Genomic DNA, 13,390 nt, shown 5'->3' on the forward strand with positions numbered 1-13,390 from the left:
GAGCACGACCATGAGTACGGGAGTTCCGCAGCTGTCACGCGGGGACGCGGGTTTCGCTGAGCGCCCGCACCGGCTGGTGTTCAACAAGCTGCGGTTCGACCGTGCACGCGACCTCGTCGTCCCGCCACGGCCCGACGACGAGGTCAACGCCGCGGTCCTCGGTGCAGCGGCATACGGCCGGAAGATCGCCGTCCATTCCGGCGGCCACTGGGAGCACTGCTGACCCGGGCGACCGGCCGTCCCCTCAGCGAGTACATGCGGGAAAAACGGTGTGAGCCCCTCGGCATGGAATCCCCCGTCCACTGGATCGTGGACTGCGCCGGCACGGAGATGGCCTTCGCCGGCCTGAACATGACCGCACGGGATTTCGCCAGGTTCGGTGAGCTCTACGGCAACGGCGGGCTCTGGCAGGGCAGGCAGATCATCCCGGCGCAGTGGGCGCGCGACTCCGTGACCGTCGCGGCTGCCATCTGGAGGCGGGCCGGCCCTGGGTCGGCCCGCAGAGAGACATTCCGCAAGACCACCGGCGTCGACGACGCCGTCCTGCCGGTCGCCGTGGTGTACGACTCGGAGCTCACCCTGTCGCTGCCCGTCGGTCTGTCGGTGGCCTCCGGACTCAACGCGATCGCCCACTGCGTCGACTCCATGTGGGCCCCGCGCGCCAACCCCGTGAACCATGCCTTCGCGATGGAGGGGCTGCGCGCCGTCGCCGACGGGCTGCGGCGCGTCGTACACGAGCCGGACGACATCGACGCTCGGGACGCCACGCTGTACGGCTGCCACCTGTCCGGAGTGGCCTTCGCCTCCACCGGCTCGGGTCTCCATCACAAGATCTGTCATGTGCTGGGCGGCGCGTACGACCTGCCGCACGCACAGACCCACGCCACCGTGCTGCCCTACGTGCTGGAGCTCAACGCGCCAGGCGCGCCTCAGGCCGCACACCGGATCGCCGGCGCTCTGGGCAGTGCCACACCGGTGAGCGGACTGAACGCACTGCGCGAGGAACTCGACGCCCCGCGCGGGCTGGCCGAGCACGGAATGCGACGCGAGGACATCCCCGAGGCGGCCCTCCTGGTCCTGCGCCACGTGCCGCCGGGCAACCCCGTCCCGGTCGGGGTCGAGGAGCTCACCGACCTGCTCACCCGGGCGTGGGCCGGGGAGCCCCCACGAGACAGCGAGGCGGTCTGAGATGGAGCGGCCTGAGATGGACAGGACGGCTTTCACCACCACGCCCGATAACCCGCACCTGGCAGGCCCGCCGCTGCTGCGCGGCGCGCCCCTCGACCAGGCCGGGCTGGTCGTCTACGCCGTGCACGGACGAGGACAGGGCCCTGCGTTCATGGCCGACCAGGCCCATCGCGTCCGTCTCCCCGGCGTTGCATGGGTGATCCCGGCAGCCGACGCCGACACCTGGTACCCGCAGGGCTTCCTGGCACCGCTGGAGGAGAACCAGCCACGCCTGGACCAGGCCCTCGACACGGTACGCACCCATCTCGCCGATCTGGGGCGCATGGGCTGGGGCCCGCAGGACGTGGTCCTGTTCGGGTTCTCCCAAGGAGCCTGTCTGCTCTCCGAGTACCTGCTGCGGGACCAGCCGTCGTGCGCCGGCGCGTTCCTGCACACCGGCGGCCACCTGGGACCGGAGGCCCGGCCGTGGTCCGCCGCACCCGGAACCGGCCTGCCCGGCACCGAGGTCGTGCTGCTGTGCGCCGAGGAGGACGAGTTCGTCCCTCTCGCGCGGGCCGAGCAGACGGCCGGCGCCCTGGCCGCACTGGGCGCGAGGATCGAGCTGACCGCATACGACGATCCGCTGCACCACCTCAACGAGGACTCGATCGTGCGGCTGCGGCGTATGCTCCGCACTCGTCTGCTGGATCGGGTCGAGATGGTAGCGGAGTCGGGAGCCCCAGGTGAGAGCCATCCTGGCCCGTAGAGACAGCCCCTGAGACGGCCGACGGGCGGATACGTCGGCATCGCGCCCCATGAGGCATCGACCGACGATGCGGCCGTAGCCTCTCTGCCGCGGGGCACGAAGGCTGGTGGGCAAGGAAGCCCTCCTCGTATCTGGGGTCGGCCACGGTGACGGCCGACTCCCGCCGCCGCGTCCTGCGGACGGTGCGCGTGCGGGTGCCGAGTTGCGCGACATCCATGAGGCGCTGGCCGACCGGAACGCCGAGCGAGCCGTCCTGGTGCGACGGTCATGCCGCACGTCATCTACCTGCACTCGGCCCTGACCGCGCAGCGGCAGCGGCCTGACGGGCCGGCCGAGCGCGAGCGTGCCCTGCGCACACTGCGCCTCGACACCACGCTGGGCCTGACAGTGGCCGGGCTGATCAACCTCTCGATGCTCTGCGTCGCGGCCGCCGTCTTCCACGGCGCCGCCGGAGGTTTCGACGGCAGCCTGAGCAGCGCGCACGAGGGCTTCGCCCATATCGTCGGTGGCGGCGCCGCGTTGGCCTTCGCCGCCACGCTCCTGGCGTCCGGCCTCTCCTCGTCGGGCGTGGGCACCTACTCCGGTCAGGTCATCATGGAGGGCTTCCTGCGGATACGGATCCCGCTGTTCGTGCGGCGGGCCGTCACCATGGCGCCCGCGCTGGCCGTCCTCGCACTCGGGGTGTCGCCGGACATCGTGCTGCTGATGTCGCAGGTGGTGCTCTCGTTCGGCATCCCGTTCGCGCTGATCCCGCTGGTTCTGATCAGCCGTCGCAGCGATCTGATGGGTGATCTGGTCAACCGGCCCGTGACCACGTTCCTGGGATGGGTGGCGGCTCTGCTCATCTCCGCGATCAACGTCTATCTGTTGCAGCAGGTCTTCTTCGGCTGAGCTCACGGGACTTCGGCCGAGACCACTGAGACCCTGACCCCGATGCGCCTGCTGTGCAGGCACGTCCGGGTTTCCGACGACCCTGATGTCGCGGTCGCACTGGAGCTGGGCGGCGCCCCTGTCCCGGACGACTGGGTGGTCGTCGGGCCGAGCACCGAGGTCATATCCAGTTCAGCCTTCTGAACGGGCGCAGCGAGCCTTCTTCCGGCACCAGGCCGACGCACGTCTGCGGGTATGGGGTCGGGTCCGCAGGATTGGCGGGGCACCGGCGGCCGGCGGCCACCGAGTCGGCGCCGTAGCCGAAGGCGCTCCCCCGATCCACCGCTGCAGTCCCGGGGCCTGTGCGGATCGGCGCGGAGGCCGTCAGGGTGCGATCGCCCGCGGGGCGGGCCGGGGCGGGGACGGAGGGTGTCCACGCGCATGTCCGGGCGCCGGCCGCGCAGGTGTCCGCGCGCCGTAGGTGTCCGCGGCTTCGCGAGCGGTCCGGTGTGAGGACCGGCCGGCCGGCGGGTGGAGCCGCTCGGCGGCCTGCTGCCGGAAGGGCCATTCCGGGCGTCAGCGAAAACGTGGCGATCTTCTGGTGACCTGGGGACGCCCAGCACGCTGTGGGCCTTGACGTTCTCCGCCCGGCAGGCCGCGTTCTTCCCGGAACGCCGCATGTCCGTGCGCGCAACGCCGCAGCGGCGAAGAGCCGGACTTCTAGCTTCTAGGCACTTCGAACCCCTCGGGAGGAGTAACCGACATGCCCACCGCGTTCCGCGTAGCAGCAGTCCAGGCCGAGCCGGTCTGGCTCGACATCGACGCCACCGTCGACAAGACCATCGCCCTCATCGATGAGGCCGCGAGCCAGGACGTGGCTCTCGTGGCCTTCCCCGAGACATGGATTCCGGGCTACCCGCTGTTCCTGTGGCTCGGCCCGGTCGTGGGTCAGATGCCGTTCATCGCCCGCTACCACGCCAACTCCATGACCGTGGACAGCAGGCACCTCACCGCGATACGGCAGGCCGCCCGTCGCAACGGCATCAGTGTGGCGCTCGGCTACAGCGAGAAGGACCACGGCAGCCTGTACATGTCCCAGAGCGTCATCGGTCCGGACGGGGACGTCCTGCTGCACCGTCGCAAGCTCAAGCCCACACACGTCGAGCGCAGCCTCTTCGGCGAGAGCGACGGCAGCCACCTGAAGGTGGTCGACACCCACCTGGGCAGGGTCGGCGCTCTCAACTGCTGGGAACACCTTCAGCCACTCAGCAAGTACGCCATGTACGCGCAGGCCGAGCAGATCCACATCGCCTGCTGGCCGGCCTTCGGCCTCTACAAGGGCATCGCCTACTCGCTCGGAGCCGACGCCAACATGGCCGCGACGCAGACGTACGCACTGGAAGGCAGCTGCTTCGTGCTGGCCTCGACCCAGGTGCTCAGCGCCGAGGGGGTCGGGGTCTTCGCGAGCACGGACAAACAGCGCGCCCTGCTGACGCCCGGCAGCGGCTGTTCGCGGGTCTACGGTCCCGACGGCTCGCTGGTCAGCAAGCCGCTGGACGAGCACGCCGAGGGACTCGCGATCGCCGACATCGACCTGGCCTTCATCGACCTCGCCAAGAATGCGGCCGACCCGGCCGGCCACTACGCCAAGCCGGACGCCACCCGGCTGCTGCTCGACAACAGGCCGAAGAACCCGGTGGTCACTCCGGGCGGGCCGACCGATCCGCTCTTCCCGGACCTGGATGACCTTGCCGACGAGCCCGCCGTCACCGGCTGAACCACACGTCCGAAAGACGAGGGGCGACACCTATGCGCAGACCCGACGGCCACCGGCCCAGCTACCCTGCCTTCACCTCCCGGTTCCCGGAGGCCACGGACAGCATCGTCTTCGCCCAGCTGGCCGTCGAGGCGGCCACGCCGGCGGAGCTGGAAGTCGGCACCAAGGAACTGGACGCCCTGCTGGCCGGCGCGGAAGGTCCCCGTCACATCAACAGGGTCCGACCGGTCGAGGAGTCGGGGAAGCACACCAGGATCGTGCTGGCCTATTGGGACAGCGCCGAAAGCCACCACGCGTGGCGGTCCTCGCAGCCCGTCCGCGACTGGTGGGACTCACTCCCGGAAGAGGGCACCCTGGGCCACTGGAGAGAAGTCGCCACGATCCCGGTGACCCGGTTCGAGTCGCTGCACTCCGGCGAATGGCACGACAACGGAGTCTCGCACTTCACCCCCGTCGAGATCACCGAGCACCACGACTACTGGGGCGGCATGCGCGACCGGATCCGCGCGTCGCACCACGACGACCTCGCGCCGGGCGGAGCCCGCGCCCGGACCGCCGCCCGCGGACGGCGGATCCGCTTCACCAATCCCGACAACCTGTGCCTCATCCGCACGGCGCAGGACTGGTCTCACTGCCAGGACACCGAGCGCTCCACCTACACGCAGGACGTGCTGCCCACGCTGCGTGCGGGCGCCTCCTACATCGGCTCCAACCCGGACACCGGCTGCACCTCAGCCCGTTACGTCCAGGAACTGGACGAGACGTGGTCGCGGCCCCAGGACCGGACCTGTGTGCTCGCGTGGTGGCTGTCACTGGCCCACCTGGAGGAGTGGACCGTCAACCACCCCACCCACCAGGCGATCTTCGGCGCCTTCCACCAGATGCTGCAGCACCACGAGTTCGAGCTCGACCTCCGCCTGTGGCACGAGGTCTGCGTACTGCCGGCCGGCGCCGCGGAGTTCGAGTACGTCAACTGCCTTCCCCCAACGGGCTTCGCCACCCAGCTCGACAACTAGATCTTGTCTTCCGGATCCGGCCGGGGCCGGCTGGGCCCACCCGAAAAGCTCCGTCAGCCGGAGTCGGCCTGATCCGGAAGAAAGGCCCAGGCCGTGGGCGGCCGTCCGGCACACGTGAGATGCCGTTCGCCGGTCAGGCCACCCGCTACCTTCTCCCTGCACATGCCCCGGAGTCACCCGCCATGAGAGTTCCTCTGCCCCATAGATCCACGCCCGCCTCCCGCCGCCTTCGCCGCACTGCCGCCGTCGCGCTCACGGCAGCGCTGCTGTTCGGCTCGGTAGCCTGTACCCGCGACACCACCGGCGTCGCCGCCGGCGAACAGCCCAAGGTCGAAGCGGCGACGTGTCCCCCGGACCTCTCGCCCCAGAAAGCCACCGGTGCGCCGATCGAGGTGGGCAACATCAGCTCTCTCACCGGTCCCTGCACCTTCCCGGAGGCCTCACAGGCCGTCAAGGCCGTCTTCGACCGCCTCAACGAGTGCGGTGGCGTCGGGGGACGCCCCGTACGCCTGCACGTCGAGGACGACCAGGGCGACCCGACGATCTCGGCGCAGGCCGCGCGGCGGCTGGCGGAACAGGACAAGGTCGTGCTGAACGCGGGCAGCGCCAGCCTGCTCGACTGCGCGGTCAACTCCGCCTACTACGTCAAGCAGAAGCTCCGCTCGATCCAGGGCACCGGTGTCGACCCCGTCTGCTTCGGCTCTCCCAACATCTCCCCGGTCAACACCGGCCCCTTCACGGGCGTAACGGTGTCGCTCTACTACGCCAGTGAGATCCTCAAGAAGGAGAAGATCTGCCGTATCAGGCTCTTCGACATCCCCGGGTTCGGCTCGGCCTTCGACGCCGCCGACGACCGGTGGGAGGCCATCACCGGGAAGAAGCTCACCTACAAGGGGCGGATCGGAAAGGCCACCGACGACGTGACCCCCCTTCTCCTGCAGGCGAAGAAGTCCGGCTGTCAGGCTGTCGTCGTCGACGGTGTCGAGGCCCAGGGCGCCGCGGTCGGCAAGGCGGTGCAGGCAAACGGGCTGACCGGCATCACCTGGATCGGCCTCACGTCCTACTACACCGACGCGGTGGCCAAGCAGCTCGCCTCGGCCGACAACGGACTGTACGCCAACGCGGAGTTCGAGCCCTACAGCGACGCCACGGTCGACTCCGCAGCCATGAACGACATGCGGGGTCTGCTCAGGAAGAACGACATCCCGCTGACCTCCTTCGCCGAGGGCGGATACCTGGCCGCCACCATCGCCGAGAACGTCCTGCTCGGCATCAAGGGCGAGGTGACCCGCGCATCGGTGGGCACGGCGCTGACCGAACTCCGTTCCTTCCGCACCCCCCTGATCGGTTCGCCGTACTCCTTCGGCCCCGGCGACACCCACGCACCCAATCAGTCCAGCAAGTTCGTGGTCCTAAAGGGCGGGAAGTGGACGGTGACCACCAAGGAGTGGATCACCCTCCCCGTCCACAGCTGACACCCCCCAACCGTGAAGGAGGTGAACCGCAGATGGTGCAGATGACCGTCGCCGGCCTGGCCCCCGGCGCCGCCTACGCGATCCTCGGATGCTGTGTGGTCCTGCTCTTCAGAACCACCGGCGTGCTGAACTTCGCCCAGGCCGTGCTGGGTGCCTTCGGTGCCTGTACCGCGGCCGAGGCCTACGACGCGCTCGGCCTGACCGCCGCATCGGCCGCGGCGCTCGGAGTGCTGTGCGGAACGGTACTCGCGGCAGCCGTCGGCGCCCTGATGACCTGGCTGTTCAAAGACAGCGAGGTCGGTGTCCGCGCGACGGCGATGATCGCCGTGACCGTGGGACTGCTCACCCTGGGCCTCAGGCTCTACGGCGACGTCCCGCTTCCGGTGGCCCCCGTGGTCCCGACGACCGTCGTCGATCTCGGCGCAGGGGCCACGGTGGCCCTGGACACGGTCGCGGTGCTGGCGCTCGGAATGCTGCTCGCCGCGGGATCGGCCCTCGTGCTGGGTCGTACCCGACTCGGCGCGGTGCTGCGCGCGGTCTCGGCCCGGCCCGCGACCGCGGAACTGCTCGGCGTTCGGGTGCGGCTGCTGTCGATCGGCATGTGGGCGGTCACCGGCGCCCTGTCCTCGGTGGCGATGCTGCTCATCGCTCCGGCGCGCTCCGACGATTTCCGCACCATGGGCATGCTGATCCTGCCCGCGCTGGCGGCAGTGCTGGTCGGGGCCTTCCGCAGCGTCCCCGCCACGCTGGCGGGAGGACTCGTCCTCGGTGTGATCGAGTCGGTCTCGGTCACCTGGCCGGCCGTCTCCGCGTACAAGGCCGTCCTGCCGTTCCTCGTCGTGATCGTCGCCCTGCTGTGGTCGCAGCGGAAGCAGGTGTGGGATGAAGCGCGCTGAACTCACCCCGGTGCTGGGCGGTGGCGCACTGCTGCTCGCGGTTGCCGGGGTCGCCTTCGGGTTCTCCTCGTACTGGCTGTTCCTGGCCACCAGCGCGGTGCTCGGAGCGCTGATCGCGCTGAGCGTGGGTGTCGTCCACGGGCGCGCCGGCATGGTCACCCTGTGTCCCATGGCCTTCGCGGGCATCGGCGCCTGGACGACCGGATGGCTGGGCATGCACACGGGGCTGCCGTTCCTGGTCCTCGTCCTGGTCGGAGGCCTGGCCGCCGTGCCGGTGGGTGTGCTGATCGGACTCCCGGCGCTACGGCTGCGCGGGGTCAACCTGGCAGTGGCGACTCTGGCCTTCGGCGGGGCGGTCGCCGTCATGGTGTTCGACAAGGGGTTCCCCGGGGCGGCGGCACGTACTCCGGTGGCCCGGCCCTCCTTCGCCTCGTCCGAATCCGGTTTCTTCCTGCTCTGCGTCCTCGTGCTGGTCGTCGTGGCCGTGGCCCTGTCCGCGGTCTCCCGGCGCATCACAGGCGCCCGCTGGACGGCCGTACGCGACAGCGAACGGGCCACGGCGGCACTGGGCTACAGCGTCACCACCACGAAGCTGACGGCCTTCGCGACCAGTGCCTTCGTCGCCGGTCTGGGTGGCGCGCTGACGGCCGGCCAGCTGGGCATTCTCAGTGGGGTCGGGTTCCAGCCGATGGCGTCCATCGTGGTGTTCACCGCGGCCGTGGCGTTCGGCTCGTCCTACGTAGAAGGAGCCCTGCTGGCCGGCGTGGCGACGACCGTAGTCCCGGAGCTGCTGCGCCAGCTGGGCCTGCCGCAGGACATTGCACCCGGGCTGTTCGCACTGGCCGCTTTGCAGGCGCTCGCAGCGGGCTCCGAGGGTGTCGCAGGGCAGCTGAGAGCGGCCCTGCGGGCCCGTCACCGCAAGCGCCACATCGTGCCCGCGGCCAAGACGGCGCCGGAGCCGGCCGGTGAGCCGGTCCCTCGCCCCAGGCCGCCGGTACCGGGGGAACCCGTCCTGCGGGCCACGGGTGTCAGTGTCCGCTACGGGACCGTCACGGCGCTCGACTCGGTGGACCTGACGATCCGGGCAGGCAGTGTGCATGGACTGATCGGACCCAACGGCGCCGGCAAGTCGACCCTGATCGACGTGCTCTCCGGGTTCGTCGGGCCCACCGGCGGACGTCTGCTGCTGCGGGAGACCCCCATGGACGGTGTGCCTCCCCATCTCCGCGCGCGCCAGGGCGTCAGGCGCTCCTTCCAGCAGGGCAGGGTCAACCCGCAACTGACCATCGGCCAGTACCTCACCCTCTCGGGACGCGGTCTGGCCGACCGGGACCTGGTCGAACGGCTGATCGGGGCCTTCGGGTGTCCGCCGGCCGATACCAGGGTGGCCGATGCCGATGTCGGCACCCGCAGACTGGTCGAGGTGGCCGCGACCCTGGCCGCGCAGCCCTCCGTGGTGCTGCTCGACGAGCCGGCCGCCGGGCTGTCCGCCGAGGAGTCCGCCAGGCTCGGCCGGGCCATCGCCCAGATCCCCGAGCACTTCGGATGCTCGGTGCTCCTGGTCGAGCACGACATCGAACTCGTCGCAAGCTGCTGCGACGAGGCCACGGCACTCGACTTCGGCCGGGTGATCGCGAACGGAACCCCGGCGGACGTCCTGAACGACCCCGTCGTGGCCCGTGCCTACCTCGGCACCGACGGCGGATCCGAGCCCCGTGCCGGTGGCACCATCATGGAGGTGCGCTCATGACGGACCATCTGCTCGACATCGCGGGCCTCAGCGTCGACCGGGGCGCCGGCGACGTCCTGCGCGACGTCCGGCTGGGCCTCCGTGAGGGCGAACTCGCGGTGCTGCTCGGACCGAACGGGGCGGGCAAGACCACTCTCCTGGAGGCCGTGTCGGGACTCGTCCGGCCCAGGACCGGTGTAGTCCGGCTGAGCGGCAGAGACGTGGCCGGGCTGTCCCGGACCGGGCGGGCCAGGCTCGGCATCCGCCATGTGGAGCAGGGCCGTACGGTCTTCGCCGACCTGACGGTGCGGGAGAACCTCGCCGTCGTCGCTCCTGCCCGGCGGCACACCGAGGTCCTGGAGCTCTTTCCCGAGCTGGAAAAACGCCTGCATACCCGGGCCGGACTGCTGTCGGGGGGCGAACAGCAGATGCTGGTCCTCGCCAGAGCGCTCATCGGCGGCGAGTCGACTCGCATCGCGCCTCCCCGGTTGCTGCTGCTCGACGAGCTGAGCCTCGGACTGGCTCCGGTGGTCGTTTCCCGGCTGCTGCCGGTCGTCCGCTCGCTCACCACACGCGGTATCACGGTGCTGCTGGTGGAGCAGTTCGCCACACTGGCGGTGCCGCTGGCCGACACCGTCCATGTCCTCGACCGCGGGAGCCTCGTGTTCTCCGGCACCCCCGCCGAACTCGACGACCACCCCGGTGTGCTGCACGAGGCCTATCTGGCCCGGTAACGAGTTCGTACCGACCCGCTCCACGAGGCCCCCTGCCGTCCGGACGCTGTTGGTAAATCCGCCCCGCTGGATGTCATCCAGCGGGGCGGAGTGCTGCGAAAGGTGAGGTGCGGGTGCGGGCGAGGGGTCTGCCGGTGAGCCAGGCATCGAGGCGGGAGAGGTTGACGGCGGCGCCGGTGAAGTGATGTTGCAGTCGGGTCTTGGCGAGTCCGCGGTAGCGGGATCTGCGCAGGCCGAACGCCTGGACGGCTTGGGAGATGGTGCCCTCGACCCCGGCTCGGTGGCCATAACGCCCTCGCCACTGCTCGGTATCCTGCTCAGCCCGTGCTCGTTGGAGGATCTCGTGTTCGGCCCGGGGCCGGAGCGTGAGCGAGCGGCCATGAACCGAGTCTGTGCAGGACGTCTTCAGCTCGCACCGGCCGCACTCGCGGGCCGGGAACTTGACGCGGGTCACGGGTGTGCCCCGGTGGCTGGTGGCCTCACGCCAGATGGTGTTCTGCCTGGCTCCGGGACAGGTGACAGTGTGCCGGTCCCAGTCGATGGTGAAGTGGGTGTTGTCGAAGTGACCCGATACCGCCTGCTGACGTGAGGTGATCGGTTTGACCGGCCCGACCAGTTCCACTGCATGATCGCGGTGGGCGTGGTGGATCTGCTCGGCGTCGATGTATCCGGCGTCCACCAGGTGCTCGTCCGGCAGAAGGCCGCGTTCGGCCAGGGCGGAGTGGATGTTCTCCACAACGGCGTCGTCGTTGACCGGTGCCGGAGTGGTATGGACGTGCGTGATCAGGTGCGGAGCGTCCGGCTCGCAAGTCTCGCTGAGGTGAACCTTGTAGCCAGACCAGCCCAGATCGCGCTTCGCCCCGGTCCTGGCCTCGGGCTCATACGGCGTGCGTAAGCGGATCAGGCCGGGCGGAAGGTCCTTCGACTCACGCCAGCGCACGACGCCGTCGGTGTGCTGGAACTGCTGCACCCACGTCTGGCGCAAGAACTCCACCGCAGGCAGAACCCGCAGGGCAGGAGGTGCTGCATCGGACCAGACGGCTTCCAGCAGCACCATGCCGTCGGCCCCGCACTGGTCACCGTGCTCGACGCGGGCCGCCCACCGGGACGGGAAACGGCTGTCCTCCGGCCGGGCCGAGTAACGGTCGAACCACTCCGGCGCCGCCAGTGCCATCAGCCAGTCCCCGGCCGCCTCTGCAACCTCGTTCAGCGAGGCCCGCAAGGTCTCGACCACGAACTCCAGCCGGTTCAGGTCCCTGGTCGCAGCCAGCACATGCGTGGCGTCCGTGCGCTGCCGCTTGCCCGCCTTCACCAGCCCGGCCTGTCCGGCCGCCCGCAGCACCGCGTCGAACACAGCCCGGCCTGCATCCGCCTCGACCAGCCGAGTACGGAACTCGCTGAGCACGGAGAAGTCGAAGCCGGTGTCGGTCAGCTCCAGCGACAGGGCGTACTTCCAGTCCAGACGCGAGCGGACCGCGTGCGCGGCCTGCCGGTCGGTCAGGCCCTCGGCGAACTGCAACACCGACACCAGCGCCAACCGGGCCGGCGAGATCACCGGCCGCCCCCGCGCCGGGAACAGCTCCTCGAAGTCGGCGTCGGTGAAGACCGGCCCGAGCACATCTCGCATCCGCATCGCCAGACAGCCCTTCGGGAACACTGCGCGAGCCACCCGCGCGGTCTCCTCTGGGATCTCCGCCAAATAACCCCGCGCCACGACACGACCCCACCCCAGCAAACACGACGACGGCCTGCACAGCCCCAACGGGGTCACACAGGCCGTCGTCACGCAGGTCCCGGATTTACCAACAGCGTCCGTCCGGCCGGGGGCCTCGTGGTGTCCTCGCACATCTTCACAAGAGCTTCCGCCGAAGGTAGTGTCAGTTAATCAAAGCTTTGATCAATTACTCTTGGGTCATGGCCCCGCTGCCGCGTGGTCCATATGCCGTGATCATGATAATTGTTTGTCTTTCGTATCATTCTTGGCATGAAGGTGTGACATGCGTGGCGCAGGGTCACCAGCGATGAAGGCATTGGTCGCTCACGACGCCGAGCAATGGGCGCACGTCATCAGCGAGAGTTTCGTGCCGCTCTCGCTCACGTCGGCGTGCGAGACGTTCCACGGCATGGCACGGCAGAGTGTCCTGCAGCCCGGACTGACCGTGACGGAAGTCCGGACCCGGGGATTCTCCATGGTGACCCGGACGCCGCGGCTGACGCGCACCGATCCACGCGACGACCTCATCTTCTCGCTGCATCTCAACGGCTCCGGGGCCGTAGTCCAAGGCGAGAAGGAGACCCCGATGCCGCAAGGGGGCGGCGCCCTGTACGACGCCGCGCGCCCCTACCGGCTGCTCTTCCCGACCGACACCAGGGAGGTCGTGCTGCAGGTGCCCCGCGAGCAGCTGCGCCGTCGCTTCGGCCGCGTCGAGGAGATCTGCGGCCTCGCGCTGCCCGCCGAGCGCCCGGCGACCCGCATCCTGGCGGCCTTCCTGCGCGAGCTGACCACGGTCGCCGTGGATCTCGATGCCGACCAGCGGTCCGAACTCGGCGACACCGCCGTGGACCTGCTGGCCACCGCGCTGCGCACACTCGCGGGTGACAGGGAAGAGGCACCGATCGGGCGGCAGACACTCCTCGCGGCGATGCGCGCCTTCGTCGGCGAGAATCTGACCGACCCCCGGCTGACCCCCGAGGCGCTGGCCCGCCGGCACCGCATCTCCGTCCGCTACATGGGGGAGCTCTTCGCCGAGGCCGGTACGTCGCCCGCCGCCTACATCAGGTCCGAACGCCTGCGTGCCGCCCACCACGCCCTGACCGACCCCCGGCAGTCCCACCGCACGGTCGCCGGCATCGCCTCGGCGACGGGCTTCACCGACCGTACGACGTTCACCCGGGCCTTCGTCCGGCGCTACGGTGTCACGCCCGCCGAGCTGCGGGCGGGCACCGGGAGCCGGTAGCCG

The 13,390-nt window shown here is 69.9% G+C and carries 12 protein-coding genes and 1 pseudogene; 12 read left to right on the plus strand and 1 reads right to left on the minus strand.

The window, feature by feature from the left end; genetic code table 11:
* Nucleotides 1-10 precede the first annotated feature (10 nt).
* From ACZ49J_RS41720 to ACZ49J_RS41770, 11 genes are all read left to right on the plus strand, one after another.
* Nucleotides 11-223, plus strand: a complete 213-nt coding sequence (locus ACZ49J_RS41720) for a hypothetical protein (RefSeq protein ID WP_467456322.1) — start codon at nt 11-13, stop codon at nt 221-223.
* Nucleotides 224-255: 32 nt separating this feature from the next.
* Complete coding sequence (locus tag ACZ49J_RS41725; protein WP_467456323.1) at nt 256-1,188, plus strand: dehydroquinate synthase/iron-containing alcohol dehydrogenase family protein; 933 nt, start codon at nt 256-258, stop codon at nt 1,186-1,188.
* A 16-nt stretch (nt 1,189-1,204) separates the two neighbouring features.
* Nucleotides 1,205-1,933, plus strand: coding sequence for an alpha/beta hydrolase (locus ACZ49J_RS41730; RefSeq protein WP_467456324.1), 729 nt, complete (start codon nt 1,205-1,207; stop codon nt 1,931-1,933).
* A 267-nt stretch (nt 1,934-2,200) separates the two neighbouring features.
* Complete coding sequence (locus tag ACZ49J_RS41735; RefSeq protein ID WP_467456325.1) at nt 2,201-2,824, plus strand: Nramp family divalent metal transporter; 624 nt, start codon at nt 2,201-2,203, stop codon at nt 2,822-2,824.
* A 42-nt stretch (nt 2,825-2,866) separates the two neighbouring features.
* Nucleotides 2,867-3,007, plus strand: a complete 141-nt coding sequence (locus tag ACZ49J_RS41740) for a hypothetical protein (protein ID WP_467456326.1) — start codon at nt 2,867-2,869, stop codon at nt 3,005-3,007.
* A gap of 559 nt (nt 3,008-3,566) precedes the next feature.
* On the plus strand, nt 3,567-4,580 hold the full coding sequence (locus tag ACZ49J_RS41745; protein ID WP_467456328.1) for a carbon-nitrogen hydrolase family protein: 1,014 nt from the start codon (nt 3,567-3,569) through the stop codon (nt 4,578-4,580).
* 32 nt (nt 4,581-4,612) lie between these two features.
* Nucleotides 4,613-5,596, plus strand: coding sequence for a phenylacetaldoxime dehydratase family protein (locus ACZ49J_RS41750; RefSeq protein WP_467456330.1), 984 nt, complete (start codon nt 4,613-4,615; stop codon nt 5,594-5,596).
* 182 nt (nt 5,597-5,778) lie between these two features.
* On the plus strand, nt 5,779-7,071 hold the full coding sequence (locus tag ACZ49J_RS41755; protein WP_467456332.1) for an ABC transporter substrate-binding protein: 1,293 nt from the start codon (nt 5,779-5,781) through the stop codon (nt 7,069-7,071).
* 32 nt (nt 7,072-7,103) lie between these two features.
* Complete coding sequence (locus ACZ49J_RS41760) at nt 7,104-7,967, plus strand: branched-chain amino acid ABC transporter permease (protein ID WP_467456333.1); 864 nt, start codon at nt 7,104-7,106, stop codon at nt 7,965-7,967.
* The gene (locus tag ACZ49J_RS41765) at nt 7,954-9,717 is read left to right on the plus strand and encodes a branched-chain amino acid ABC transporter ATP-binding protein/permease (protein ID WP_467456334.1); all 1,764 of its coding nucleotides are present in this window, start codon (nt 7,954-7,956) and stop codon (nt 9,715-9,717) included. Before ACZ49J_RS41760 ends, ACZ49J_RS41765 begins: the two co-directional genes overlap by 14 nt.
* Complete coding sequence (locus tag ACZ49J_RS41770; RefSeq protein ID WP_467456336.1) at nt 9,714-10,430, plus strand: ABC transporter ATP-binding protein; 717 nt, start codon at nt 9,714-9,716, stop codon at nt 10,428-10,430. The genes ACZ49J_RS41765 and ACZ49J_RS41770 overlap by 4 nt, the downstream gene beginning before the upstream one ends.
* Before the next feature lie 44 nt (nt 10,431-10,474).
* Here the strand turns inward: ACZ49J_RS41770 and ACZ49J_RS41775 are convergent.
* Nucleotides 10,475-12,144, minus strand: a pseudogene (locus ACZ49J_RS41775) (IS1182 family transposase); the annotation flags it as partial.
* Between the two features lie 307 nt (nt 12,145-12,451).
* On the opposite strand from ACZ49J_RS41775, the gene ACZ49J_RS41780 reads away from it, so the two are divergent.
* Nucleotides 12,452-13,387, plus strand: a complete 936-nt coding sequence (locus tag ACZ49J_RS41780; protein WP_467456337.1) for an AraC-like ligand-binding domain-containing protein — start codon at nt 12,452-12,454, stop codon at nt 13,385-13,387.
* The last annotated feature ends 3 nt before the right edge of the window (nt 13,388-13,390 follow it).

Source organism: Streptomyces sp. NPDC030840, assembly GCF_055572015.1.